Source organism: Cerasicoccus arenae, from assembly GCF_014651635.1.
Taxonomy (GTDB): Bacteria; Verrucomicrobiota; Verrucomicrobiia; order Opitutales; family Cerasicoccaceae; genus Cerasicoccus; species Cerasicoccus arenae.
In genome coordinates, this window is sequence record NZ_BMXG01000004.1 from 100,812 (window position 1) to 125,969 (window position 25,158).

Below are 25,158 nucleotides of genomic sequence, written 5' to 3' on the forward strand. Positions count from 1 at the left end.
GATGTTTTTCTTTTTAAAAAGTTAGATTAGATTGAGGGCCTTCAGGGCATCGTGGTCACGGGGCGAAACCTCGCCGAAATCACCAGCTGACACGAGCTTGGGCACCCAGCGCCAGGAACGTGGGCAGCGTTCGCCATCAGCGTGAGCGGCAGATACTTCCACTTCGCCTTCTGCTTTTGCGTCCACAGTGACTTGTGAGACGATAAATAGTTCCGGTAAATCGTTCGCATACTTCTTAAGAAGTTTAAACAGCGGCTCTTCTTCCTTCGCCATAATGAGAACTTTGGCTTCCAGATTTGCTCCAATTATCTTTTCTTCGCGCAGCTTTTCGAGGGGCAGGTTTACCCGTTCCTCACGGAAATTGATCAGTGCATCAATATCGGCGGCGATTTGCGGATCATAAGTAAAATCGCTCGTCTTGGGCCAAGGTTGCAGGTGGATGCTATCGTCGGCCAATTCGCCGCCACCAGTGTGGAAGCTCCATGCTTCGTCTGCCGTAAATGTGAGCACGGGCGCGATGATGCGCACAAGGGCGCGAAAAATCGTGTAAATCGCTGTCTGTGAGGACGTGCGTTCCTTCCAACTTGGCGCGTAGGTGTAGAGTCGGTCCTTGAGGATGGCGTGATAAATGCGCGACAGTGTGACGCCGACGAAACGGTCAATCTCTTGGTACGCACGGTGGAATTCGTAGGCCTCCATGGCGGTGGTGACACGTCCCGCGAAGGCTGCGGTTTGCATCAGTGCCCATTGGTCAATGGGGGTCAGGTCGGCAGGGTTGACGGCGTTTTTTTCTGGATCGAAGCCAGCCAGATTGCCGAGCTGATACATCAGCGTGTTGCGAACCCCGCGATAGACATTGGATATGAGCTTAAAGTGGTTTTCCGACAGGCGGATGTCACCACGGTAATCTTGGGAGGCTACCCACAGTCGCATGATGTCGGCACCGTATTTCTTGACCCATCCATCGGAGCTCATTGCGCCCTTGGATTTGGAGATTTTCTCACCCTTCTCATCAACGATGAAGCCGTGAGTGACGACATTTTTGTAGGGGGCGGAGCCGTCAGCAATGACCGCTGTCCAGATCGAGCTTTGAAACCATCCCCGATGCTGATCACTACCTTCTAGATACAGGTCAGCTGGCCAGGATAGTTTTTCGTTTTGTTGGAGCACGGCACGATGAGAGCAACCGGAGTCGATCCACACATCAAGCGTGTCCCCGCCCTTAGTCAGTTTTTTACCATCGAATTCGGCGGGCAAATTGACGTCCTGAAGCAGGTCCTTGGCAGACTGTTCAAACCAGATATTTGTGCCGGATTGGGCGACCTTGTCGGCGAGGCTCCGGATAACATCGGCGTCAAGAAGCGGGTTCTTATCCTCGTCGTAGAAAACGGGGATCGGCACTCCCCAAGAGCGTTGGCGGCTGATGCACCAGTCTGGGCGGGTTTCCACAGCGCTGCGAATGCGCTTGATGCCAGCATCAGGGGTCCATTTGACCTGATCGATTTGCTTGAGCACCTTCTCACGCATGTGATGGGCATCTAGCGACACAAACCACTGGTCCATCGCACGGAAGACGACCGGCGTCTTGGAGCGCCAGCAATGTGGGTAGGAATGCTCATATTTTTTAACGGCAAGCAGTGCGCCCTTTTCCTTGAGAATGCTGAGCACGGCGCTGTTGGCGGGACATTTGCCCTTGGTTTCAAGGACACTGACTCCAATCAGCTCGGCTGGCACTTGACCGTCATCAACATAGCAGCCTTGGTCGTCGAGTGGGCAGTAAATATCGAGGTTGTATTTCAGGCCTGTATGGTAGTCATCGAGACCATGGCCGGGGGCAATGTGGACGCAGCCCGTGCCAGACTCGGTGGTCACGTAATCTGCCAGCACGACAGAGCTCTTGCGGTCGATAAACGGGTGATTTGCTTGGAGGCTTTCCAACTCACGACCCGCATGTGTTTTACCAAGGGTCGCGCCTTCGAGCGAGCAACTCTGGATAAAGCTTTCGGCTAATTGTTGGACGACGAGATAAGTCGCGCCGTTGTGCTGGACTTCGACATACTCCAAGTCTGGGTGCACTGCCACCGCGAGATTCGCGGGCAAGGTCCACGGGGTGGTTGTCCAGATGACAATGTAAAGGGGGTCCTCAATATGCAGGAATTGATGGCCAGAGATTTCGAAACGAACCCAGATTGATGGGCTGACGTGGTCTTGATACTCAACTTCGGCTTCGGCGAGAGCGGTTTCACAGGGGATCGACCAGTAAACGGGCTTCTTGCTGCGGTAAACCAGCCCTTGCTCCACAAATGAGGCAAAGGTGCGTAGGATAGTCGCCTCGTATTCGGGCTTCATCGTCTTGTATTCCTCGGCCCAGTCAGCAAGGACGCCGAGGCGTTGGAACTGGCTGCGTTGGGTCTCGATGTACGAAGCGGAAAAATCGGCGCAAGCTTCGCGGAGCTGGTGGGGGGGGAGGTCCTTGCCTTTTTCGCGGAGATCCTTGGTGACCTTGAACTCGATCGGTAGGCCATGGCAGTCCCAGCCGGGCACATAGGGTGCACGGAATCCCTGCATGGACTTGTAGCGTAAGATGCTGTCCTTGAGGATCTTATTCAGAGCGGTGCCAATATGCACATCGCCATTGGTGAAGGGGGGGCCATCGTGCAGAATAAAAGCCGGGCCATTCGCGTTTTTGGCCTGAATTTTTTCATAGAGGCCCATATTCCGCCAGTGTTCCAGACGGGAGGGTTCGCGTTTGACCAGATTTCCCCGCATGGGAAAATCTGTATCGGGGAGATTTAACGTGTCTTTTAATTCCATTGCCGGTCGGCATTGTCGCCGGTTGGCGCACTCCAATTCAAAAGGCGGGGAGTCTGCCGCTTTCCCCACCCAAGTCAAGGGCGGTTTTGCCCTTTTGTAACACTGAGTTTGGCTCAGTTGAACGGGCGCATCTTTACCCCCATGACAAACACCTGACAAACATTTTAATACGTCCTGACGACTTTGTTTAACCGACCTGCTACACTCGGGACGAACTTCAACATCTAATGATCATAAAAACATCTGTATTGGCCCTGCTGTTACTCTCGCAAGTAATTATATCCAAAGGGTTTATGGTTGGACGGGCGAGGTTTTACGCCCACGAGCTGAGGCAGCGCTTAAGTCCATGGCCAAAGGCGTTCCTGAGCAGATATTGGCAAACACATCGCTATGGCCTTGCATTTGCAGACTGGTTAAACGGGCCTAGACGGTAAACTGAGAAGAGCCTTTGCTGCAAATAAGTAATAATTATGCATTCATTATTTGTTCCGGCGATCAGTAATTAGTCGATTGATTTCAGATTTAGACTAAAATTTGACGCATATTTTATATTTTATTCATAAATAATCTTGATGATGTAATATCAAGCGGGTTTAATTGGGTAGTTTTACCTACTATGCCCTTGGATAATCGTTCAATTGGAGAGTGCGGCCTCGCAGAATTCAAAAATCGAATTGATTTTTTGCGAACGAGGTTAATTGAGGTCTACGAGCGCACTGGACACCGCGTTCATGATGAGATCCTTAGCTTCAGCTTTAAATTGGACACCAAATATACGGATACCAAGGGGTGTATGCTCTATCTTTTGATCATTGGGGGAACCTTACCAGAGTTTACTCAGCGTTTTGATTTCCCGGGTGATGATTCAATCGAGCAGTTCATTCTTGAATTATATTCACAGCTAAATTCACGTGGTGTAGCTTAGGCGGTTGTCCCCAAGGTCCATTCGCTAGCGCCTTTGAGTATCTTTTGTGACGCTCTTTAAGGTATTATCTATTACCCAAAATATATTGGTGGATTTATTTCATCATTAATTGGCTTTGGTGTTTGCAATAGTGGTCGATTAAAGGGGGATGGTAGAAATACATTCTCATCCTCGCACATTTGAAGCCTTTGAGCGCCTATATCAAATACGGGTCAAAATACGGCATCTCTTCAGCTGTGATCCAAGCTTCAAGCGAGGTATTGAGCGTTACTGCCGGGAGTTACCCATTCAAAAGTACCCTCTGAATGCGTATATGGTCTATAACTTGATCGTTACTGGCGTGCTACCGGACGAATATTTGCATTTCGACTTCCCAGGTGAACATTCTCTGGCCAAGTATATTGAGCGTCGCTACGAGAAGTGCCACGTTAAGCATAGCGACGGATTCAGTACAACGCTTGAGGGGTGTTAATCGAGACGTTATCAGCCGACCATTGACCACATGCGCTTCGCGCTTTCACGATCGAGTTGGTCGACGGGGGGGAATCGGTAAAGGTCGCCAAAGACGTCTTCCATTAAAAATCCGCCGTCGTCCATCGAACGGGGCCAAGCGTCGAGTGCGGTTTGAAATTGGCGTGGGCCAGCGGCGGTCTGGACCTTCCACACGCGCAATTCAAAGTCGGTGTCGATCTTGTCGATGCCGGTCACTGCAAAGGTGAAGCTACTTGCGATGATGGCCTCCTGTAGTGCACGAGCCGAAGATTCGTCCAGATCGTCACTGCTAGCGATAAAGCCAACCTCCTCGTTCTTATCATTGCGTAGCGAGAGGTAGCGCCCGGGCTCGCTGAGAGGAAAACACTTAACTGGGCGGACAATGACGGCGTCCGCGCCTTCGCGCCAGATGGTTAGGCGACCGGCCCCGCAAGAAGCGAGCTGTAGGGGGGGGGGGGATTCTTGTGATGCTTCCATAGTGAATTGAGGCGAAGTATTTTTAAGATCAGATGGCGAACTGCTCATGCAGCTCGGTTTGCATGTTGTGGAGTTTGCGATAAACGCCATCGGGGAGTTCGAGCAAATCCTGATGGGAGCCTTGCTCGACGAGTTGGCCATCTTTCATGACAAGGAGTCGGTCAGCTTGCTTGAGAGTGGATAGGCGGTGCGCGATTGCAATCACCGTGCGGCCCTGGACGAGCTTGTTTAGCGCTTCTTGAATTTTCCGCTCGGTCTCGGTGTCGACGTTACTGGTGGCCTCGTCGAGGATGAGGATCTTCGGGTTGTGCAGGATCGCACGGGCGATGGAAATACGTTGGCGTTCGCCGCCGGAGAGCGTATGCCCGCGCTCACCGACTACGGTGTCGTAGCCTAGGGGGAGCTTGCAGATGAAGTCATGGGCGTTGGCTGCGCGTGCGGCTTCGATAACGTCTTCGTAGCCTGCATCACGTTGGCCATAGCGAATATTTTCCAACAATGAGCCGTGGAACAAGAATGGCTCCTGCAAAACCATGCCTAGGTGTTGGCGATAGCTGGAGACGTCAACTTCAGCCAAGTCTCTTCCATCGATTAGCACCTTGCCACCAGTCGCTTGGTAAAAGCCCGCAATGAGGTTGGTGATCGTGCTCTTACCAGCGCCCGATGGGCCGACTAGGCCGATCATTTCACCAGGCTTGATGGTAAAGCTGATGTTCCGCAGTGTTTCGTGTACGCCGTCGTAGGAGAAATTTACGTTCTCCAGAACAATTTTACCGGACACTTCGGTTACTTGGCATCGTTCATTGGAGAGGGTTGGGTCGGGCTCGGTGTCCATTATTTCGAATACGCGGTGCGCCGAGCTAACGGCCCGGTTGAGCATACGTGTGATTTGACCAATGACCTCCAATGGGTGGAAGAACATCCCCATGTACATCAAGAACGCGACGAACGTGCCCACGGATAATGGCTTGCCCCAGTCTCCGAAGACACGAGGTAGCGCAAACGCCCATACGATCAGCGTAACGAAATGAACCGTGCCCATCAGCATGGGCCAAAACTTTGTCCACACGCCATGCACTTCGCGAAAGCTTTCCAGAGCCTTGTCATTGCGCTTGCCGAAGCGATTGACCTCACGGCTTTCCTGACTGAAGGCCTTGACGACGCGCATACCGGGGATGGTGTCCGAGAGCACAGCGGTTACGTCTGACCACTTGCGCCAAGCCTTCATGAAGTATTTGTTGATGTGCTTGCCGTGCAGGTAATAGGCGTAGAGGTAGGCGGGCACTGGGATGACCAGAATTAGCCCAAGCTGCCAGTCCATACTGATTAGCACGGTGCCCAGACCGATAAGCATGACGATGGCCAGAGTTGCCTCAACGACGCCAAAGGCGATGAAGTCCCAGAGTCGGTCCGTGTCCGAGCTCACGCGGCTGATGATACTGCCCGTCTGCTTCTTGGAGAAAAACGTTAGGCTCAGCTTTTGTAGGTGGCTGTAAAGATCGCGCCGGAGATCGTGCGCGACGTTTTCACCAAGATAAGCCAGGCGCTTGAGACGAACCCATACGCATAGCTCACGTGTCAGATAAAGAAGTGCCAGTCCTCCAACGATGGACAGCGTTATCTCGGTGGTGGCAGTGCTCGACAGTTCGCCCAGCTCCAATGGCTTAAGGATTTTATCGATCACGTAGCCTGTAATGAAAGGCGGGATCAGGTTGAGCATCGTTACAACCAGTGCACAGGCGAAGCCGACGGTGACGTCTTTACGATAAGGCCGGAAGTAGCCGATTAGCCGCATTATAATCTGAAACTGACTCGACATCACCGATGACTGCGCGTCTTTGATTTTCGCACTGACCGATTCAGCATAGGCACGGTCGGCGTTTTCGGGTGACACAGCATGCCCCTTTACCTGTTGGTCGAGCACGAAGCGGATGTTTTCCATCGCCTGCTTTTGCCGTCGCGAGTAGTTGACCTGCATCAGCGGCAACCGTGAATTATGGCGCAGCATCAGCAATGCGCTGGAGCTGAGGCCGGGTAATTCCATGACCTGTTGAATCTCGCTGCGGTCCAGTCGGTCGGGGTTGTTGTCGTCCGCAGTGGCGAAGAAAAACACCTCGTCGTGCCCGAGGACGAGCCAGCCTTGGGTCAGCTTGCCAACTGTATCCAAGTCCGCCATGGCGTACAGCAGCGGCCCGCGACCGTTGTTGAGCGCTTTCACGCGGTCGATTAGTGCAGGCGGAATCTGCGCCGGTTGTCCGGCGTAGCGTTCAATGATGATACGGTCTTTGTGAAGGCGGTCGTGGGTATCCGTGGACATGGCGTACAGTCAGTTAAAAATCAGTGGGTCAATTCGGCAAATCAGAAGACAAAAAAACCCGGGAGCTTTGCGGTCCCGGGGCGAGCGTGGTGGCGAAAAAATCGCTCAGCAAACGTTGGCGGCGGGAACCTTGGGAAAAATGCGACCCTTGATCGCGGCAAACTTCATGCAACCGCGCAGGGAAGGAGACTCAATGTCTTTCATATGATGCGGTGTGTTTTTCATGAAGTGAAGGGATTGTTTCGGTGGGCGAAGTTGTTAAAAAAAAGGATAATACTTGTTACGTCAACCCTGAGTTTTGCCACGAACCTATGGCAGATATGTTTTAATCGAAAATAGGAATTCGCTAGGGGTTAACCCTCTTTTTCATTTAGAAGGCGGTCGAGTTCGTTCAATACACTTGTTGGGCCGACGTATTTACCGCCCACATAGCTGTGTTTGAGGATTTCGCCATTACGGTCCACCAGAACCAGGCAAGGGATGCCGCTTGCGCTAAATTGAGTGAGTTGCTTGGCGGAGTCTTTCTTGTCGAAATCCAGTGAAAGCCAAGGCATTTCGTATTCGGTGATATAGCCTTCCATGGCATCTTCGCTACGGTCACTACTAACGAAAATGATCTCGAAATTACCATGCGTGGCAGAAGCCTTATTGTAGTATTCAATGAGCTTGGGGGTGAAACCTCGACATGGGGGGCACCAGTGCGCAGAGTAATAGATTCCGTAGTATTCCTTGGGCTCGAGTTTACCTCCGTTGGTTGAAATTACGCGGTCACCGTCCCGCTTTACAAGGTCCCGAAAAATTGCTTTTTCAAAGGGAGTCTTTTCCACGGTTCTCTCTGCGGCGGCCAAATTTGGGTCGACGCCGTCATTCGCTTGTAAATCAGCGATGTATTGTTGGTCTTCAGCACTTAGCCGTTGAAGGGGGACTTGATAGCGCATGCCGTCGCCCTTGGTGAAGACAACAAATGTCTCGCCGCCTTTGTCATATGTTTCCACGAAGTCCGCTGTCATCGGCTGCCCGGACTGGTCTTTCCAGACACGAGCGTCTGACACGGTGGCAGTTATCAGTAAGAGGGCGAATTGGAAAATGGTGATGTATCGCATATTAATTATAAGGACTGGTGAATTGTGCTGTCCCTAGAACTTTGAATCAATCATTAATTAAGTTACATCTGCCAAGCTGAAGGTGTTTTACTTCTGCCAGTAGACGTTCATGGTTGGAGCTATGTCAACACAGGCCTTTGAAGAGCCACTCCAGAGCTATCTTGCCATGCTTCAATTAGAGCGCGGGCTGGCAGCTCACACGCTCGAAGGCTACGAGGGCGATTTGCGCCAGTTTATTGCGTTCCTTGCGGCTCGTGGTGTTGCCGACTGGCTGGCGGTCCAAGGCGATGATCTTGCGGCGTGGATTGGCTCACTCAGTGATGAGGAATATGCGGTCACCAGCTTGGCTCGCAAGCTCACGGCCGCTCGTGGACTCTCTCAGCATTTGGTGGCCGAGCGTTTGCGAGAAGACGTCTTTTCGGAACTGGTGCGAGGTCCGAGACTGACCCGGAAATTGCCCGGTGCGCTCTCCCCCGAGGAGGTGGAACGCTTGCTCTTGGCTCCAGTCGAGACAACGCCGCAAGGTTTACGTGACCGCGCCATGCTCGAGTTAATGTATTCCAGTGGGCTGCGGGTCAGCGAGCTGTGCGCTTTGATGATCCAAGCTGTGGACCTTGAGACTGGTTTGCTGCGGGTGCATGGGAAGGGTTCCAAGGAACGCGTTGTGCCAATGGGCTCTCACGCGACCGCCGCGCTTCAGCGTTATCTGGATATTGCGCGCCCTAAACTGCTCAAGCCACGCACTGGCAGTGAGTTGTTCCTCAGCCAATGGGGCAGGGCACTTTCGCGAAAGACTTTTTGGGTGATGATCAAAAAGACGGCGCTTATGGCAGGCATTGATCAGCCAGTAAAACCGCATTTGCTACGTCATTCGTTTGCCACTCATCTGTTGGAGGGCGGTGCCGATTTACGGGCGATTCAGGAAATGCTGGGTCACTCCGATATTTCCACAACACAGATATACACATACGTGCGAGGGCAATCTTTGGCCACAGCACATGACAAGCATCACCCGCGAAATCAGCTTTAGCACTCAGGATTCCTGCTGTTCGTCTATTTGAGTGAGGAAGTGATCGATTTTTTGGAATAGACGTTCGAAGTTGATGGGCTTGGTCTCGAACTCGTCGCAGCCAGCTTCTAGGGCACGCTCACGGTCCCCTTGCATGGCGTGTGCAGTCAGCGCAATGATGGGGATGTGGCGAGTTTGTTCGGATTGACGCAGACGTGTAGCAACCGTCCATCCGTCCATCCCGGGCAAGCTCATGTCGAGCAGGATTAAGTGGGGCAATTGATCCTTGGCCGCTTGCAGGCCTTTGTTGCCATCGCCGGCGGACGTAGTATGGTAGCCCCGGCGATTTAACCGTCGCCGGACCATGTCACAGAGGGTTGGATTATCCTCAATGACCAGAATATGGCATGAGTTCATGTTCGCTGTACTGAGTTAATTTGTAGTTGCTCAGCAGGAACGGGTTTTTCAGTGGGGCTCAAGTCCCCGGGTAGGGTGATGGTGAATACAGACCCTACGCCGGGTCGTGAGGAAACCGCTACATCGCCACCCATAAGGTGACAGAAGCTGCGGGTGATCGCAAGGCCGAGACCGGTGCCGCCGTATTTGCGGGTGGTCGAGCTGTCGGCCTGCGTAAAGGCTTCAAAAATGTTTTTCATTTGTGACTCGGTCATCCCGATGCCGTTATCTGCCACTTCACAAATGAACAAGGGACGGTTATCTTCGGAGAATAGGCGTGAAAGCGTGAGCCGGATTTCGCCTTTTTCGGTAAATTTCGTGGCGTTGGAGATCAGGTTGAGCAAGCACTGCTGGAGCTTTATTTCGTCGGTGACAAGGATCTCGATGTCATGCGGAACATTGATAACCAGTTCGTTGCTATTCTCGCGCAACAAGGGTTTGACGGTCTGGGCCAGGCGGTGGACGAGGTCGGAGACGTCAATTGGCTCTAAGTGAATTTCCAGTCGGCCGGACTCAATCTTTGAAATATCTAGGACACCATTAATCAGATGAAGCAGGTGGTTGCTGGCGTCGGCAATTGTTTGCAGATCCTCTCCGTAGCCTTGGACGCCATTTTCAACCAGTTCTTCCTGCACTAATTCAGTGTAGCCAGTTATTATACCTAATGGCGTGCGCAGTTCGTGGCTCATGTTGGCCAGAAACTCATTCTTAACTTTATTGGCGCGTTCAGCGTCTTCACGAGCCGCTTGCGCGGCGGCAATTGCTTCACCGCGGCGTTTGAATTCTTCTTCGACGCGGGTTATCACACGATTGTACTCTGCCGCAATTTGGCCGACTTCGGTGTGTGGCTCAACGTAGACTTGTTGGTTGAAACTCCCCATTCGCCGTTGTCGGTCCATTTCGGTTATGAGGTCCACCAACTCGGTGCTGGCACCATGCTCGGAAACATTCAGGCCAGCTTGCTCCTGCTCGGGCGTTACTCGAAGCTTCAGCATGCCACGAAGAATCAGAAAGAAGACGAGTGACGTGCTGAAGGTCCAAATGAAACAGACCACGATACCAAGAACTTGTACGCCCAATTGCTCCATGCGGCTAAAGCCTGTGCTCCAAGCAGCCTCTTGACCAAATAGAGCGACGGACAATGTGCCGAAGACTCCGCAAAAGGCGTGTGCAGGCACAGCTCCAACGGCGTCATCAATCTTCAGCTTTTCAAAGAGTAGCATACCTCCAAAGCAGATTAGCCCGGAGAGAATACCAACGATTGCAGCTCCGCCCAGGCTGACCACGTCACAACAGGCAGTAATTCCTACGAGGCCGCCAATGATGCCGTTCATAATCGACCAAGTCTTTGGCATGCCGTAGTAGAAATATGCGACAGACATGGCAGCGAGACCGCCGAAGGAACCCGCGACGATTGTGTTGGCGATGATCAGAGGCACGTGGCTGTTAAGCGCCAAAGTACTGCCTCCGTTGAATCCAATCCAACCAAACCACAGAATCAGCGTACCTGCGGAGGCCAGCGTGAGATTATGCCCCTGGATCTTGGGCTGCCCTGCCTCAAATTGTCCCAAGCGAGGCCCGATAATCAGAATACCTGCGAAGGCGACCCAGCCTCCAACTGAATGCACGACGGTAGAGCCGGCAAAGTCTAGGAACCCGCGTTTCGCCAGCCAACCGACGGGACCATCTGCATCAACTGCCCATGCCCAGTGCCCGAAAATCGGGTAGATAATTGCAGAGACAAATACCGCGACAGCCAAGTAGGCACTGAAGCGAATTCGCTCAGCCACCGCGCCGGAAATAATAGTGATTGCTGTGCCGCAGAATACCAACTGGAAGACGAAAAATGCCAGTAATAGTGGCTCGTCACCTGGGTTAAATAGAAAATGCTCCAGCCCTAAGAAACCAGAAATACTACCGCCTCCGAACATTAACCCGAAACCGATGAGCCAAAAAACCGCTGCGGATACGCAGAAATCCGCCATGTTTTTTATAGCGACGTTGATGCTGTTCTTGGCTCGGACTAAACCGGACTCAAGTAAACAAAACCCAACCTGCATTGTCATCACCATTGCAGCGGTGACGAGAATCCAAGCTATATCTAAGCCCTCGGTTTCCATGACTATGCCATAGGCAGGTTTCATATCATGCAATTATCGAGCCAACTATCGGTTGAATTAGGTGTAATACTCTAGTCAACCAGCGAGATTCCCGATTTACAATTTATTTACTGCGATGGAGTTACATCGCTTGCTAATGTTCAAGGAGGTCAGAAGGAGCAACGGTTTTTGAATTTAGATTGTACCATTCCCATTTACCACCTGCTGCTCACTGGTCACTGATTATTTGTCCCGTGGCGATACGGTGATCACAATCGATTTAGAGATAGGCGTGTTGCTGATATTGGCCCGCGCGCCAATCGGCACGACTCGGGGTAATATGCAGCGGGCTGATCCCCGTGGGTTTTCATAGGGAATAGCTCGGCCGTGCGTATCTCACCCTGGAAATGGCTGGTGATGGTTTCCTTTGCCTGAATAACAATGTCGGTGGTCTGACGTATCAATTCTTCGCTGACGCCTGAGTGCTCCGTGGTGTCCTCCCAAGTTAATTTTTCGCCAGTTCATTCAGCCAGGCGACGACGGTTTCGGTCACCTGTTTTTTGTGGATGGGATCATTGAAGCTGTGGTCTGCGCCCTCGATGAAGACGGTCTTTACTGTGCTGCCTTTCAAGCTGGCGATTTGCTCGGTGTCACGAGGGAGGACAACGTCGTCCGCGGTGCCATGGAGGAGGAGCCAAGGGGCGGTGACTGCTTCAGCTTGTGGGGCGACGCTGACAATGGTTTCGCACAGGTCGTGCATAAAGGCCGAGGAAAGCGGGCAGTTGTCCTCTTCCCACATCAGGCCTTCGTCGGGCGTTTCGGTGCCAAACTCAGTCTGGGCAAAGGCCTTGGTATCGACCATGCCCGCGAGCGAAATAAGCGCCTTGATGCGCGGGTCTCGTGCTGCCTGAAGCACCCCGACAGCACCGCCCATGCTATGGCCAACGTAGGCAATTTTGTCGTAATTGGTCGAAACGGCGTCCAAGATCGTCCGGAGGTCACCAACTTCTTTGGAGATCGTTGCCTCGCGGAAATCGCCTGCGGAGTCGCCATTGCCCGCAAAGGAAAAGGCCAGCGTGTTGAAGCCTGCGGCGTTGAGGGCGGCGGCGGTGCCGGCGATGATGGGGCGGTCTTTGTTGCCGGTTACACCGTGGCCGAGGACGACGATCCAGCCCGACAGTGCGTCATCGGAGCCACTGAGGAAGTCATAGTGCAGTGCATCGCCATGTGCGTTTTTAATAATGTCGTCCATAGCTTATCCGAGTGCGCGGCCTTTGAAGGTGAGTTCAGCGATGCCGGACTTGTCAAGTTCGCCGAGGCCCATTTCCGTCATCTTCGTGTATTGCTCGAAGGTGGCTTGAGCGAGCGGAGTTGCGATGCCTTGGCTCTTGGCGAGCGCAAGCGCGATGCCGGAGTCCTTGGCGGCGTGTTCAGCGGAGAAGTAGCAATCGTGGTCGCGCTGGATCATGTCCGCCGCATCAGTTTCGAGCACGCGTGAGTTTGCGCCGGTTTGGCTGAAGACCCGGCACAGCATGTCGAGGTCGAGCCCGAGTGCCTGACCGATGCCAAGTCCTTCTGCTAGGGCGGCGGTGTTGATGTTCATGACCATGTTGACGAGCGCCTTGACCTCGGAGGCCTTGCCCGATGGGCCGACATAGTGTAGCGCCTTGCTAAGGTCATCGAGTAGCGGCTTGGTTTCGTTGAAAAGCGGCTCGCTGCCACCAATCATGAGAAAGAGTTCGCCGTTGCGTGCTTGAGGGATACTGGAGGCCATGCAGGCTTCGAGGCATTGTGCGCCGACCTGCGCCGCCGCGTTGTCCATCTTCTGGTGAACCGCGGGCGTTAGCGTGGCGCAATTGATAAATACGCGGTCTTTGGCACCTTGGAACAGGTTGTTTTGGCCGAAGAAAATGGCGTCCATCGCCTTGTCGTTGGTGACAACGGTCAGGATGATGTCTGAATCCGCAGTCACGTCTGCTAGCTTGGTTCGGACGTTTGCGCCGACTTCTTCAGCGAGTTCGCGCGCGACATCTGCATTGATGTCGAAGACTGAGGCGACGTTGTAGCCTTTATCATTGAGACAGCGGGCCATGTTACCGCCCATGCGGCCGAGGCCGACGATTCCGATTTTCTTATCTTTCATAATCAGGGAGATGATTGAAGTTTACCAAGTTGCACATACAGGGTCCAGTGATTATCAACCTGTAGGGCAAGACTATGGAAGGATAAAGCGGTCTATTGGCTTTACGTTTTGTCTTTGGAGTCCTTCTTGGCGTCGGCGTGAATGACCTCCTCCATGGTCAATCCTGTCAGCTGTTCAATGCCTTTGAACAATCGCCACATGGCGTAAAAACTGATCGGTAGGGTGCAGATGCTGATGACGATCAAGCCGACCCAATGCTGGGTGCCAATCTCGGAGTTGTAAGCCGCCTGATCAACCCGCGGATCGGTCACCACGATCATTTTGGTAATGAAGAAATTCAGGAAGGCGCTGACGAGAAAGGATAGGGCGATAATCCACGTGCAGAGCTTCATGAGGTCATTGAACGAGGCTTTCTTGGCGGGCGTATCAATGCGGGCGTCGATCTTTTCCGCATCGAAGATGTCGGGGTTGTAGAGAAGAGCGTGGATCAGCGGGTTTTTCGTTTTTAGAGACACCACGACAGCAATGCCGATGAGCAGCGGCATGAGGGTTTCCTTAATCGCAAAATAAATTGGCGGCAGTTTGAATAGCCCAATGCTCCCAGTGAGCAAAACGCCCACGATGCCGAGGATGGAAATAAGATTCCGTTTCTTGCGCTTCTTTAGGTCGTAGAGGAAATAGCCGACCGGAAACGCCAAAGCAACCAACAGCACGCTTGTGGGGCTAAGGAAGGGCAGCCATTTGGCACCCTTGTTCAAGATCATAACAGGCAACAACAGATTGAAGCCCAGATTCAAAAAAAGGTTCTCGCGCGGTGGTTGCGACATGGGGGAGGGTGATTGGCCCCTCCGGCAGGCTAGTCAATCCTCAAATAGACGTTGCCTTGCGCCGCCTGACCGCAATCGTAATAAAATCATGAGCAAATTACGGCCTATCCGTTGCCTGATCACTGCCGGCCCGACTCGGGAATGGCTGGACCCTGTGCGCTTCATTACGAATCCCTCCAGCGGTAAAATGGGCTATGCAATTGCCGAGGCGGCGCGAGACATAGGCTGGGCAGTGGAGCTGGTTAGCGGGCCGGTGGCCTTGGCCGCACCAGATGGCGTCACGAGGGAAATGGTTGTAACTGGTGAGGATATGTTGTCGGCTGTGCAGCAGCGTTTCCCTGCGTGCGATGTGCTCATCAAGACTGCGGCGGTGTGCGATATGCGACCTCGACAGCGTGACGATCACAAAGTTAAAAAAAGGGACATGGCTTGGACGGTTGAGTTCGAGCCGACAGCGGACATTTTAAAGACCGTGGCCGCAAGCAAGCGCGCCGATCAGCTAGTCGTTGGCTTTGCCGCAGAAACGCAAGATGTGGAAGCCTATGCCCGTAAAAAACTGACCGAAAAGAATTTGGATTTTATTTGTGCAAATTCCGTTGCAGTTGGTGGCGCTTTTGAGTCGGACTGCAACGAAATCCTGCTCATTGGGGTCAATGGAGAAACCAGCAAACTCGGGCCAGCCAGTAAGATAGAAGTCGCCCGGTTATTGATCAGCCACTTGGCCGACTTTTTAGACCTTGTTTAAGAGGCGAGGCGCTGAATCATCTTCAGCATTTCCTGATAAACCGCATTTTCGTCGCCATTGATAATGGAGACCATCTGGCGGACAGCTTCTTCTTCTTCGGGAGCAATTTCGCCGTCGGAAATAAAGAGCTGATTGATTGCCTGAATGGCAAAACGGCGGTCCTTCTGGTCTATTATCAGGTTGCGCATATCGCGCAGTAGGCGAATGCGCTCGGCCTCGTAAATTGGCTGTTCGAGCATCGGCGAAAGGTCATCCCACGTTTGTTCTTCAATACCCGGCATGCGAGGAATGAAGTCCGTTAAAAATCGTTCTTCTTCGGGTTGAACCACGCCGTCCACCCAAGCTGCTGCTATTAGAACTTTGGCGACCGCTAACGATAGTTCTTTATTAATCATAAATGGGGGGGGAGACTTTTTTAACGCTACTAGGTTGCGGCTAAACTGCAACTGATAAAACTGATCATAAGATGGACGTGATTTAATACTTGGAGCCAAATGCCTCACGGTATTGGGAGAAATCATCACTGCTTTTTCTAAACGCGGCACCAGGCTGTACGGTGGGAGAAAAGCGGACCTCTTCGCTGCCCGTTTCAACGAGCTGCTGGCTCTGTACCGTTTTAGCCTTGGGGGCCGTGGACTCATCAACAGTTGGGAGGGTTTCCGTTAGCCACGTGCCAGCAATGTCGGGGTCTGTGCCGTCCACCATGAGGTACACGTTGTTGTAGAGAGCATGGGATGTGACAGTAGAGATGAGAAGAAGGCCGAAAACTGCGGGTAGGGGGAAGTATCTCGTGAAAGGCATGATTTAATAAATATCTTATTGTGGTGTACAGGCAATGCAAAATGCGTTCCGCCTTGCGCTACTCAGTGCAGTGCTTATTTTCCCGCACATGAACTCGATGACTGGTTATGGCCGCGCTCAAATTGAATGCCTCGGGCGCTTGGTGTCTTTGGAAATTTCTTCCGTCAACCGACGCAATTTGGAGATGACCTCCTCTCTGCCCCGAGAATGGCAAGGCATGGATCGTGTGATCGGTGAGCAGCTGCGTGCGCGATTCCAGCGAGGCAAATTCCATGTGCAATTGCAATTGCGGTCTTTGAGCGGTCCAGAGTCTCAGTGGGACGCCGCTGTCATCCAGCAGCGATTCAAAGAATTGAAGAAAATTGCCGGTCAGGATTTGGTTGCCGACGCCAGCTTCTGGTTGCGCTTGGCAACACACACTCAGGACACCCAGCAGGATATTGATTGGGAGGATGCTTGGAACGCCATTTCGGGAACTTTATCGGAAGCCTTGGACGCCTTGGCCGGTATGCGCGCTACTGAAGGACAGGCCTTGACCGAAGATATTCAGCAGCGTTTGGCTTTACTGGAAGGCTGGCGCACAGAGATTTCCGGGCTGGCGCAGCAATCGGTTATTAATTATCGCGAAGCCCTCATGGAACGCTTGAAAAAAGCCAACCTAGAGCTTCATCTTGACGACGAGCGCGTGCTCAAGGAAATCGCGCTGTTTGCTGATCGTTGCGATGTGGAGGAGGAATTGACCCGTCTGGCCAGCCACCTGATGCAGTTCAATCAAGCCCTGGAAAGTGATGAATCCGTGGGCCGGAAGCTCGACTTTATGTGCCAGGAAATAAACCGCGAGGTGAACACCATTGGCAGCAAGGCCAATAACCTGGAAATCACGCGATTGGTGATCGAATGCAAGAACGAGCTGGAGCGCATCCGCGAGCAGGTCCAAAACATCGAATAAGCGATGGCAGACCCCGTCATTGTTCTGGGCGGTGGGCTGGGCGGCCTGAGCGCCGCGATTCACTTGGCCTGCGCTGGCGAGCGGGTCACACTGCTTGAGCAGAACACGCGTTTTGGCGGCAAGTGCAACCTTCGTCAATGGGAAGGCTTTCAGTTCGATACCGGCCCTTCGCTGCTGACCATGCCCTTCGTTGTCGATGAGCTGTTCGCCCATGCCGGGCGTCGTCGGGAGGACTATTTGGAGTTCACGCGTGTTGCCCCGGCCTGCTGTTATTTTTTCCCTAATGGACGGACCTTCGACGCACCTGGCACACTGGAGGGATTCCGCGAAGCCGTGGCTCGGGATTTTCCGAAAGACCTAGCTGGTTTTGACCGTTTCATGAAATACTGCCGCAACCTCTGGGAGGTCAGTGGACCGTTGTTTTTGTTTAATCGATTGGAGCCCGCCATTGCGCTGAAAATTCGCCCTAAGCACGCCTTGGCTGGCCTTGCAGCCATGCGACCGTGGACGCTGCGTCAGGCGGTGGAACATTATTTTAAGGCCCCTGAGCTGCGTCAGTTGTTTTCGCGCTACGCAACCTACAACGGCTCCGATCCCTGGCGCACACCAGCGACGTTTAATGTGATCAGCTATGTGGAAATGGCCTTTGGCTCGTGGCACATTCAGGGCGGTGTTTATCAACTGGTTGAGGCGCTGGTTCGCTTGGCGGGCGAGCTTGGCGTGGAGCTTCGATCAGAGACCAAGGCGGAAGCGCTGCGTTTTAATACTGACGGGATGGGGGTTGCTGGCGTGGAATTAGCCGATGGGACTTTTCTGCCAGCGAGTCAAGTGGTGGTCAATGCAGACGGCGTTGCCGCGCTGACGGGGTCGCTGTTTGGTGGGCATCCAAAATCGGCCCAATGGCGTCGTCAATGGGAGGCGCGTGAAGCGTCCAGCAGTGGGGGCGTTCAGTTACTGGCGATCAAAGGAAATTGCGATGCGCTGGCGTGCCACAATATTTTCTTTAACGCGGATTATCGCCAGGAGTTCACGGATCTATTTGACCGACCACAGCCGTTGCGTGATCCGACGATTTACTTGTCTGCGCCGTGCAAGATCGATCCAACGCAGGCTCCGGCGGGGCATGAAGCGTGGTTCCTGCTAGTCAATGCGCCAGACTGTGGTCGATCGCCCGAATGGCCGGAAGATTACGATGCTCGCGTGCGCGAATCCTTGGCAAAGCAATTGCCTTGGTTTAACGATGATCGCGTGCTCTGGCGGGAAAGCCTGCCGCCCAGCTTTTTGCGTGATGCCTATGGTGCTTGGCGAGGGGCAATTTATGGGCCTGCTTCCAATGACCGTCGTTCCGCTTTTTTAAGGATTTCTCCGCGAGGGCCTGTTCCGGGAGTGTTCTTTGCGGGCGGGGCAGCACACCCGGGAGGGGGCATTCCGTTGGTGTTAACAAGTGGGCGTTTGGCAGCCGAGTTAGTAGCGAAGTAGGGTAGACCAGTAGTCTTTAATCAACAAAATACATGCTGTTGGCAATGCCTTTGCATTGGGCAAAGAACTGCTTGAATCGGTCTTCGGGTGCCTCAATGCGTAGTAGATAAGTTTCACCCTCCAGCTCTGCCCAGCTGTCTTGCACGATGATGCGCTTGGGCTCGCCATCAATGATGCGCTTGATGGCGTATTCGACCGTGATCGGCTTAGCTCCCAGGAAACGGATTTTTGTAGGGCCTGCATCGGATTCCGGCATGGTGATGATCTCGAAGTATTCCTGTTTACGGGCGGCGTCCTCGCTGCGTGTGCGCAAGTATTTGGATACGGTTTGTTGGCTTATGCCGCCCGATATTGCAGAATTAGGATACACCGACAGCGACATCTTGTTGTCGGGAAGTAGATTTTGCGTGATTAGAAACGATTCCTTATTCGGCTTTGCTAAATCAAAGAAATCGATGTAATCCAGCTGGATATTATGCTTACCCTCTAGCCGGATGCGCGGCATTTGCATGGTTTCCAGCAATTCGGTGACGACTTCCGCCTTAAGGGGATAGGCCGAATTTGGCTGGGTAAAGGCCAATGCAGGCAAGGTGAGGACGGCGCTCAATACGCCCGATAGAATCAGCTGTTTTTTCATTTAGGAACTGGTCAAGTTGGCTTTGATTTCGGCCACTGCGGCCTTGTATTCCTCTTCATTCAGATCGCGATAGTCTCGGCCACGATAGGTGCGAGTGCTGGGCGTTCCGGGGGGGTAGTAACCTTCGCCAAGCTTTTCGTGGAAACCCCAGTTACGGTTAGGCGCATCGTAAACATCGCCTTTACCCCAGCGCTCTTTGGACACTTCACTTTCAAAAAGCGCAACGATGGAGCCGCGAATGCGCAGTGTTTTGCCACTCCATTTTTCCAGAAATCGGGGAAAGTTTTCTACGCCGCCACTGTAGGAATTGGAGCCTGTTTCGCCGGATGGTACGATGCCTGCGAGAATGGCCGCAGAGACTTCTGTGAAGTTGGAGGCGACGCGGTTGCTGTCTTTGCTTTTCGTGCTGTTGGCGTCGTCCCAGTTCGTGCTGAGGAAGGTGATGGCGTCGGCGACCAGAGCAGAGGGTGCTTCCGCACCAGAGGACGCAAAATTACTAGAGGAATCCGGTTCGGTTGGAGAACCCGTATTGGGGTCACCATCAGCATTGTAATGACCGTCAATATACATCGCCTGATTGGTGGCGAAACTGGTACCGTAAATGCCGTTACTCTGCGCAAAGGTTGGGTTCGGGATTTCTTTGGCGTTGGTGATTTTAACTCCCCATCCTTCGATGGCGGGATTCACATTATCTGGGCGATTGGACGTGGCGTTTTGCTCGGGGAATTCGACGTAGACAACGCCGTTCCACCAATCGCTGGGTGCGCCGCCGGAACTCCAGTCATTAACGTCATTTTTATCCAAAATGGTTTTAAGAGCACCTACATCGACATTAACCATGTTGAGGTCCGCGCCTTCGCGTTTGTCATGCATGCCGGAGGTCACGGTTTCATTGCTGCCACTTCCGGTGCTGGCGAAGTTTTCTACCGTGATAAACGACGATTTTGGATGGATGTTGATCTTGTTTGGTTTACCGGTTTCGTCATACTTAATGCTCCCATCGGAATCACGCTCAAAGTAATGCATGCTTACATTTCCAGCAGAGTTTACGGAGACCGTTAAGCCTGCCTTGTAAGCGAACTTCTGTTTTTCAACTTCGTTGCGATCCACGGCGGCTTCATAGGCGGCTTGGCTAACGGACGGGTCCGGGATCGTCAGCTCGGTTTTTGTCAGAGTGGGTTGGATGAGTTGATAGGCGTAATTGAGCGACTCCTGCGCACTGGTGGAATCATCGGTGTCTTCCACGTATTCCATAACGCCCACGGGATTTTGTTGGGAAATGCCGTGTGATTTGTTCAGCAAGTTGCCATCAAAGAGTTGGCTGGCGATAGATTCCCAGTTGTTGGCCGTGCTTTCGAGCCAGTCACCGCTGTGTAGTTCTCTGGCGTCCTGTTCCCAAGTGTTATCCTCTTTCATTGAAATCAAGTCGCCATCACGATTGGTGAATTTGACTGAGCCGTTGCTGGTCGACTGACCGGACTCTGAACGTCGCCCGTGGAAAATGTCGCCGGAGGTCGTCACTTTTTCATGGAACGTGAGATCGCTACCGGCTTGGATAAACATATCACCGTTGGCGTGGACATTGCCGTAGATGTTCATCGAGGGCCCGGGCGCAATCTCCATCGGCAAATTATAAAAGATAGCATGGGCAAAAAGAGGCGCGTCACGCACTTCTAGCAGCTGACGTGTATAGGCGGTGGTGTTCTCGGCCCAGCCTTTGCGGGTGACGGTCGCCTTGGCCAGAATTTCGATACCACGGACAAAAGTCATGGTGCCAGCAAGCGGGTCGTTCTCATTACCAGGAACGTTCGGATCGATGAATCGCCAGTCGCCAGGAGGCACGGGGCCACCAATGATTTCCACGGGCTCACTCTCAAACTGATCCATGCTGGTGTACTTCGTTACGCTTGGGCTGACCAAATTGGTGTTGGCTTTAGCGCCGGATCCAATGTAGCGGGTGATAAACTCCGAAGGCACGCCAAGCGGATTTTTATCTGGCGACAATTCATCTTTGGGAAATGCAACGCTGCTATCGAAACGGTTCTGCAAGTCGGCGAAACTCGCCTGAAGCAAGGTCTCCGACGCCAACCGCGCTTCGTGGTATAGATTCGCTCGCTTATTGAGCGAGGACTCATGACGCACCAGACGTAAGGCGGCAAAAACGACCGCGCCTAAGGCAGTCGCGATGATCAGCACCAGCATGATGCTGTTGCCGTGACGATGATGATTTTTCATGGCTTATCCTCTTGGTGAAATGGATAAATTGTAGGTGTTGGTCACTTCCTTAACGTTGTTTCCGTGGAGGATTTCTCCGTTTACAACGGTGACCTTGCCCTGTTTGTAATTGGTGAAGAGGCGACCGTTAGAGACGCCCCTGGAAAGCTCAATGACTACTGGATAATCGCCGCTATCATCGTCAGCGATTTTAGTTAGCATGTCTTCCAGTGTGTAATTCGCGGTATCTAGAAAATCGCTGGCGCTTGTGGCATTCCACTCGAGGCGGTATACAGGCCCAATACCATCGTTATCTTCATTGGCTTTGCGAAAGTAGATGACTGCGCTGGTGTAGTGTTCGCTGTCATCGCTGTTAGGGTAGGGCTCTGTGTTCACGAGCACGAGGCAGTCTCCGCTCTGATTATCGTCGCGCCGGTCAGCACCCGCATCGCGGTCATCAGTTGCAAAGCTTTTATAGATAATTGCGGCATTCGATGAGCGTGCTTCAGCGGCCAGACGCATGGTGAAAGTACGGACGTCTTCTGAGATCTCAGCCTTTTCCGTGCCCCAAAATACGCCACGTGCGACGTCGACCATAAAGGCCATCATGCCAACGGAAAGCAGTGATACGAGGGTCAGCGCGATCAGCATTTCGGTCAGCGTAAATCCGCTCGCTGATTGCCGTAAACGAGTGTGATGTTGCAAGTTCATACGCCTTTTAGTAAGTTGAAATTTCGCTGCGGAAGCCACGCACCTCACCCGCATAGATGCGGTTGCTCGTGGGGTGTCTCCAAGAATAACCGACCTCCATCCAGTAGCCTTGCAAATCGGTGGCTTCGGTTACGGTGATGTTGACTGTGACGTCCAGCTCTTTCTTTGATTCGCCTTCGGCGTTTGAGATAATCGGCACGTTGATGACCACGTCATCGCCCAGTGGCACGGCCAGTGTCTCCCCAAAGCCGATGATGAACGTGTGATATTCCTTGCCTGTGCCATTAACGGGCGGCGCTTCGAGCGTCAGGTAGTCGATGCTCTTGGCCTGTTCGAGAAAGCTGATGGCGACGTTGAGGGCAGAGGACTCGTAGAGGTTATTCTCCGCGTCCGCTCGAACCGTAAATACGCCCGAAATGATGCCACCAGCCAAAATAACAAAAATGGTCATCGCAATCATCACTTCGGTTAGAGTCAATCCTAGTGACTGATGTCGCGGAAGCGATTGCGAGGCAGGTTGCAACTTGGTTTTCATCGTAAATTGCCAACATAATAGATGTTGACTCGATGTGGTCAATTGACAACTATTCTAGCGGAGTTGGTTTACTCTTTTTTCTCAGACAATATACGAGAAATTCGTTTTTTCCGGGTTCTTTGCCCCATTGCGAGGTCGATGGTTCCTGAGGTTGATCAAGGAACTGCCTTACAGGGACGTGACGATATTGAGAGATTGCTGATTTTTTGCTCAGATCTGTCCGCATTTCCTTCCCCCCCCCCCCCCCTTGGCGCGGAGTGTCGGTCCGTTAGCGCGTCGCGCTGAGGACTTGGAATTTGGCTCCGAATCCTCCAGGATGGAGCAGAGATTGCAATTGTTGGCGGTTGGCCTGATCAGTGTTGACTCGCTCGATTTCCGCCCATGCGCGTTTAACTAAAAACGCCTCCTGCCGTTCGAGCGGTTGCACCTTAAAACCAGCATCGCGTAAAACGCCCTCCAGCCGATCCCAGCAAACATGAGTCGTCAGGTCCTGCTGACCAGGCCGCGCGAGTAAGTCTGACTCTTGCTGATGCCGATAATACGCCCGGGCAGAGCCTTGCGGGGTCGCGGTCAGCAATTCAAGCCAAGGCTTACCGTAGTCAATTAGGATGACGCCCCCCCCCCAGTTCCCCGCGCACCAGCTTCGGAGGAGGGACTCAGCCTCCAGCGAAATATCGAGCCGATAGCCCTCGGGCATTCTGTGGGGCAATTCTGCGGCCAATTGATTTTGCACCGGCTGGCTCAGCGCGGACAACGGAACTTCCGTCAGTTCATCGTCCGTAACGAGGACTCCCCATTCGCGCCAGCTCCCCTCGTGAAACTCCAATCGATGAAAAGGCTGGGCGTCGAGGACTTCGTTTGCCGCAATTACGGTGCAATCGTCCGGGACGAAATCGGACCCGAGCGGAAACGTTTTTACAGTCCCAAAGCCAGTCGCTACGCCATTGAACATACCACCTTCGGGCTCAGCACCGATCTCAGTCAACGTATAGTCCGCTGGGTCTGAAGATGTAATTAACTGCCGTGCCGCTTCGCTGATTAGTCGGCCAAAAACACTGCCAACTGAGACCGAGGTGTAGAAATCGGTCGCTGTGCCTTTGCCAACACGCGGCCGGCTGCGGCGATAATAGCCCTCGGTCTCGTGATAAAGTGCGATGCGAGAGAAATCGGCATAGCTGACGCAGTCTTCTGAATCCGCAGCTGCGCGTAGGGCCATAAAGAGAGGTGAGGGGATTGTTTCACGGGTTGCCACGGCGGAAAAGATTGTGCCTGATAGCGGTTCGCGCAAGCATCTGCGCGGATAATTTTCATGAGATACATTGCGTTTGAAAGTTCCTGTGACGAGTCAGCGTTGGCGCTCTTTGACAGCCGAGAGGGCTTGCTGGGCGAGTGGGTACACTCCCAAATTGCGCTCCACGGCGAATACGGGGGGGTTGTGCCCGATTTGGCCAGCCGCGAGCACGTGTCGAACTTTGGCCCTTTGTTGCAGCGTGCCCGGCAGGAAGTGGCATTGGAGCCCGTGGATCGCATCGCGGTGACGGTTGGCCCCGGATTGGCGGGCTGTCTAGCGGTCGGTATTGCCGCGGCGAAGTCGCTTGCCCTCGCCCTTGGTGCGCCGTTGATCGGGGTTAACCATCTGCGTGGTCATGCCTTTTCACCATTTATCGCTCTGCATGCTGAAGCCCCCGAGGATTTCGAGGCACGCTTCCAGGCGCTGCTGCCTCATGTCGGGCTGCTCGTCTCTGGCGGCAATACCGTGCTCTTTCTGATCGATCGCGATCGGAGGATTTCCCTGCTTGCTCAGACCGTGGACGACGCTGCTGGTGAGGCAATTGACAAGGGAGCCAAACTGCTGGGCATGCCTTACCCGGGGGGGGTACAGATTGAAAATGCCGCCGCCAATGGTGAAACAGGTCAGTTTAATTTTCCAACCGGCATCCCGGATCGCAGCGATTTTCGTTTTAGTTTTTCCGGACTCAAGACCAGTCTGCGCTATCAACTGGAAGCCATGGGCGATGCGGTGCTTGCCGAACAACTCCCGAATATTTGCGCGGATTATCAGGCGGCAGTGGTCCGGCAGCTTGTCAATAAGACCCGCCATGTGCTGGAGGGGGGGGGGGCAGCTAGCCTTGGGTTGTCGGGTGGAGTTGCCAACAACACCTTACTACGAGAGGAGTTTGCGGCGCTGAGCCGTCGAAAAGGGCTCCCCTTGTTTATGGCAGAACGTCGTCATACGGGGGACAACGCGGCGATGATCGCTTTTGCGGCGTGGCTTGATCCCGAAGCGACGGAGCAGTCGTTGGCAACCATGAGCTTTAACCCCGCTGTGACCTTAGCTTAAAAGCAGCAAAAGACGATCCTTTACTTGACTATTTGACCCAAGATACTTAATTTATTGTCAGAATACAAAAATCAGACCTAATTT

The 25,158-nt window shown here is 53.1% G+C and carries 23 protein-coding genes; 7 read left to right on the forward strand and 16 right to left on the reverse strand.

Features of this window, described 5'->3' with window-relative positions:
- Positions 1-21: 21 nt before the first annotated feature.
- Entirely contained in the window at positions 22-2,769 is a 2,748-nt protein-coding gene (gene ileS / locus IE065_RS04340; RefSeq protein ID WP_229792054.1) for an isoleucine--tRNA ligase, read from the reverse strand.
- 667 nt (positions 2,770-3,436) lie between these two features.
- On the opposite strand from ileS, the gene IE065_RS04345 reads away from it, so the two are divergent.
- Entirely contained in the window at positions 3,437-3,739 is a 303-nt protein-coding gene (locus tag IE065_RS04345; RefSeq protein ID WP_189512206.1) for a hypothetical protein, read from the forward strand.
- Positions 3,740-4,052: 313 nt separating this feature from the next.
- Positions 4,053-4,211 (forward strand): hypothetical protein, encoded by a 159-nt coding sequence (locus tag IE065_RS04350; protein WP_189512208.1) that lies wholly within the window; start codon positions 4,053-4,055, stop codon positions 4,209-4,211.
- Positions 4,212-4,222: 11 nt separating this feature from the next.
- On the opposite strand, the gene IE065_RS04355 is transcribed toward IE065_RS04350, so the two are convergent.
- From IE065_RS04355 to IE065_RS04365, 3 genes are all read right to left on the reverse strand, one after another.
- Positions 4,223-4,708, reverse strand: coding sequence for a DUF1854 domain-containing protein (locus tag IE065_RS04355; RefSeq protein ID WP_189512210.1), 486 nt, complete (start codon positions 4,706-4,708; stop codon positions 4,223-4,225).
- Positions 4,709-4,736: 28 nt separating this feature from the next.
- Positions 4,737-7,025 carry an ABC transporter ATP-binding protein gene (locus IE065_RS04360; RefSeq protein ID WP_189512212.1) on the reverse strand — a complete coding sequence of 763 codons (2,289 nt, stop codon included), beginning with the start codon at positions 7,023-7,025 and terminating at the stop codon, positions 4,737-4,739.
- 353 nt (positions 7,026-7,378) lie between these two features.
- Positions 7,379-8,077 (reverse strand): thioredoxin-like domain-containing protein, encoded by a 699-nt coding sequence (locus IE065_RS04365; RefSeq protein ID WP_189512215.1) that lies wholly within the window; start codon positions 8,075-8,077, stop codon positions 7,379-7,381.
- A 172-nt stretch (positions 8,078-8,249) separates the two neighbouring features.
- On the opposite strand from IE065_RS04365, the gene xerD reads away from it, so the two are divergent.
- Positions 8,250-9,158, forward strand: a complete 909-nt coding sequence (gene xerD / locus IE065_RS04370) for a site-specific tyrosine recombinase XerD (protein WP_189512217.1) — start codon at positions 8,250-8,252, stop codon at positions 9,156-9,158.
- A gap of 3 nt (positions 9,159-9,161) precedes the next feature.
- On the opposite strand, the gene IE065_RS04375 is transcribed toward xerD, so the two are convergent.
- From IE065_RS04375 to IE065_RS04395, 5 genes are all read right to left on the reverse strand, one after another.
- Positions 9,162-9,554 (reverse strand): response regulator, encoded by a 393-nt coding sequence (locus IE065_RS04375; RefSeq protein WP_189512219.1) that lies wholly within the window; start codon positions 9,552-9,554, stop codon positions 9,162-9,164.
- The gene (gene amt, locus IE065_RS04380; RefSeq protein ID WP_189512221.1) at positions 9,551-11,737 is read right to left on the reverse strand and encodes an ammonium transporter; all 2,187 of its coding nucleotides are present in this window, start codon (positions 11,735-11,737) and stop codon (positions 9,551-9,553) included. Before amt ends, IE065_RS04375 begins: the two co-directional genes overlap by 4 nt.
- Positions 11,738-12,197: 460 nt before the next feature.
- The gene (locus IE065_RS04385; protein ID WP_189512223.1) at positions 12,198-12,944 is read right to left on the reverse strand and encodes an alpha/beta hydrolase; all 747 of its coding nucleotides are present in this window, start codon (positions 12,942-12,944) and stop codon (positions 12,198-12,200) included.
- A 3-nt stretch (positions 12,945-12,947) separates the two neighbouring features.
- Complete coding sequence (locus IE065_RS04390) at positions 12,948-13,835, reverse strand: NAD(P)-dependent oxidoreductase (RefSeq protein WP_189512225.1); 888 nt, start codon at positions 13,833-13,835, stop codon at positions 12,948-12,950.
- A 101-nt stretch (positions 13,836-13,936) separates the two neighbouring features.
- Positions 13,937-14,662, reverse strand: coding sequence for a VC0807 family protein (locus IE065_RS04395; protein WP_189512227.1), 726 nt, complete (start codon positions 14,660-14,662; stop codon positions 13,937-13,939).
- 88 nt (positions 14,663-14,750) lie between these two features.
- Between IE065_RS04395 and IE065_RS04400 the strand changes: the two genes are divergently transcribed.
- Positions 14,751-15,407, forward strand: coding sequence for a phosphopantothenoylcysteine decarboxylase domain-containing protein (locus IE065_RS04400; protein ID WP_189512229.1), 657 nt, complete (start codon positions 14,751-14,753; stop codon positions 15,405-15,407).
- Here IE065_RS04400 and IE065_RS04405 read toward each other — a convergent pair.
- Positions 15,404-15,802: a tellurite resistance TerB family protein gene (locus tag IE065_RS04405; protein WP_189512231.1), complete on the reverse strand. Its 399-nt coding sequence runs from the start codon at positions 15,800-15,802 to the stop codon at positions 15,404-15,406. The two genes, IE065_RS04400 and IE065_RS04405, sit on opposite strands and share 4 nt — an antisense overlap.
- 82 nt (positions 15,803-15,884) lie before the next feature.
- A complete protein-coding gene (locus tag IE065_RS04410; RefSeq protein WP_189512233.1) occupies positions 15,885-16,208 on the reverse strand; it encodes a hypothetical protein in 324 nt (107 codons plus the stop codon).
- A gap of 34 nt (positions 16,209-16,242) precedes the next feature.
- Here IE065_RS04410 and IE065_RS04415 point away from each other — a divergent pair, with 34 nt between their 5' ends.
- Positions 16,243-17,157: a YicC/YloC family endoribonuclease gene (locus tag IE065_RS04415; protein WP_189512235.1), complete on the forward strand. Its 915-nt coding sequence runs from the start codon at positions 16,243-16,245 to the stop codon at positions 17,155-17,157.
- 3 nt (positions 17,158-17,160) lie between these two features.
- Complete coding sequence (locus IE065_RS04420) at positions 17,161-18,636, forward strand: phytoene desaturase family protein (protein WP_189512237.1); 1,476 nt, start codon at positions 17,161-17,163, stop codon at positions 18,634-18,636.
- Between the two features lie 16 nt (positions 18,637-18,652).
- Here IE065_RS04420 and IE065_RS04425 read toward each other — a convergent pair whose 3' ends face one another.
- The 5 genes from IE065_RS04425 to IE065_RS04445 all read right to left on the reverse strand — a co-directional run bounded on the left by IE065_RS04425 (position 18,653) and on the right by IE065_RS04445 (position 23,985).
- On the reverse strand, positions 18,653-19,273 hold the full coding sequence (locus tag IE065_RS04425; RefSeq protein ID WP_189512239.1) for a DUF4148 domain-containing protein: 621 nt from the start codon (positions 19,271-19,273) through the stop codon (positions 18,653-18,655).
- Complete coding sequence (locus IE065_RS04430) at positions 19,274-21,508, reverse strand: hypothetical protein (RefSeq protein ID WP_189512241.1); 2,235 nt, start codon at positions 21,506-21,508, stop codon at positions 19,274-19,276.
- A 3-nt stretch (positions 21,509-21,511) separates the two neighbouring features.
- Positions 21,512-22,198, reverse strand: coding sequence for a PulJ/GspJ family protein (locus IE065_RS04435; RefSeq protein ID WP_189512243.1), 687 nt, complete (start codon positions 22,196-22,198; stop codon positions 21,512-21,514).
- 7 nt (positions 22,199-22,205) lie between these two features.
- A complete protein-coding gene (locus tag IE065_RS04440) occupies positions 22,206-22,733 on the reverse strand; it encodes a PulJ/GspJ family protein (RefSeq protein WP_189512244.1) in 528 nt (175 codons plus the stop codon).
- Positions 22,734-23,001: 268 nt separating this feature from the next.
- Entirely contained in the window at positions 23,002-23,985 is a 984-nt protein-coding gene (locus tag IE065_RS04445; RefSeq protein ID WP_189512245.1) for an SAM-dependent methyltransferase, read from the reverse strand.
- Between the two features lie 57 nt (positions 23,986-24,042).
- Here IE065_RS04445 and tsaD point away from each other — a divergent pair, with 57 nt between their 5' ends.
- On the forward strand, positions 24,043-25,074 hold the full coding sequence (gene tsaD / locus IE065_RS04450; protein WP_189512246.1) for a tRNA (adenosine(37)-N6)-threonylcarbamoyltransferase complex transferase subunit TsaD: 1,032 nt from the start codon (positions 24,043-24,045) through the stop codon (positions 25,072-25,074).
- Positions 25,075-25,158 lie beyond the last annotated feature (84 nt).

Coding starts and splice junctions, on each gene's coding strand:
- ileS (WP_229792054.1), bottom strand. CDS start 2,769: ATGCGGGGAAATCTGGTCAAACGCGAACCCTCCCGTCTGGAACACTGG.
- IE065_RS04350 (WP_189512208.1), top strand. CDS start 4,053: ATGGTCTATAACTTGATCGTTACTGGCGTGCTACCGGACGAATATTTG.
- IE065_RS04355 (WP_189512210.1), bottom strand. CDS start 4,708: ATGGAAGCATCACAAGAATCCCCCCCCCCCCTACAGCTCGCTTCTTGC.
- IE065_RS04360 (WP_189512212.1), bottom strand. CDS start 7,025: ATGTCCACGGATACCCACGACCGCCTTCACAAAGACCGTATCATCATT.
- xerD (WP_189512217.1), top strand. CDS start 8,250: ATGTCAACACAGGCCTTTGAAGAGCCACTCCAGAGCTATCTTGCCATG.
- IE065_RS04375 (WP_189512219.1), bottom strand. CDS start 9,554: ATGAACTCATGCCATATTCTGGTCATTGAGGATAATCCAACCCTCTGT.
- amt (WP_189512221.1), bottom strand. CDS start 11,737: ATGAAACCTGCCTATGGCATAGTCATGGAAACCGAGGGCTTAGATATA.
- IE065_RS04385 (WP_189512223.1), bottom strand. CDS start 12,944: ATGGACGACATTATTAAAAACGCACATGGCGATGCACTGCACTATGAC.
- IE065_RS04390 (WP_189512225.1), bottom strand. CDS start 13,835: ATGAAAGATAAGAAAATCGGAATCGTCGGCCTCGGCCGCATGGGCGGT.
- IE065_RS04395 (WP_189512227.1), bottom strand. CDS start 14,662: ATGTCGCAACCACCGCGCGAGAACCTTTTTTTGAATCTGGGCTTCAAT.
- IE065_RS04400 (WP_189512229.1), top strand. CDS start 14,751: ATGAGCAAATTACGGCCTATCCGTTGCCTGATCACTGCCGGCCCGACT.
- IE065_RS04405 (WP_189512231.1), bottom strand. CDS start 15,802: ATGATTAATAAAGAACTATCGTTAGCGGTCGCCAAAGTTCTAATAGCA.
- IE065_RS04410 (WP_189512233.1), bottom strand. CDS start 16,208: ATGCCTTTCACGAGATACTTCCCCCTACCCGCAGTTTTCGGCCTTCTT.
- IE065_RS04415 (WP_189512235.1), top strand. CDS start 16,243: ATGCAAAATGCGTTCCGCCTTGCGCTACTCAGTGCAGTGCTTATTTTC.
- IE065_RS04420 (WP_189512237.1), top strand. CDS start 17,161: ATGGCAGACCCCGTCATTGTTCTGGGCGGTGGGCTGGGCGGCCTGAGC.
- IE065_RS04425 (WP_189512239.1), bottom strand. CDS start 19,273: ATGAAAAAACAGCTGATTCTATCGGGCGTATTGAGCGCCGTCCTCACC.
- IE065_RS04430 (WP_189512241.1), bottom strand. CDS start 21,508: ATGAAAAATCATCATCGTCACGGCAACAGCATCATGCTGGTGCTGATC.
- IE065_RS04435 (WP_189512243.1), bottom strand. CDS start 22,198: ATGAACTTGCAACATCACACTCGTTTACGGCAATCAGCGAGCGGATTT.
- IE065_RS04440 (WP_189512244.1), bottom strand. CDS start 22,733: ATGAAAACCAAGTTGCAACCTGCCTCGCAATCGCTTCCGCGACATCAG.
- tsaD (WP_189512246.1), top strand. CDS start 24,043: ATGAGATACATTGCGTTTGAAAGTTCCTGTGACGAGTCAGCGTTGGCG.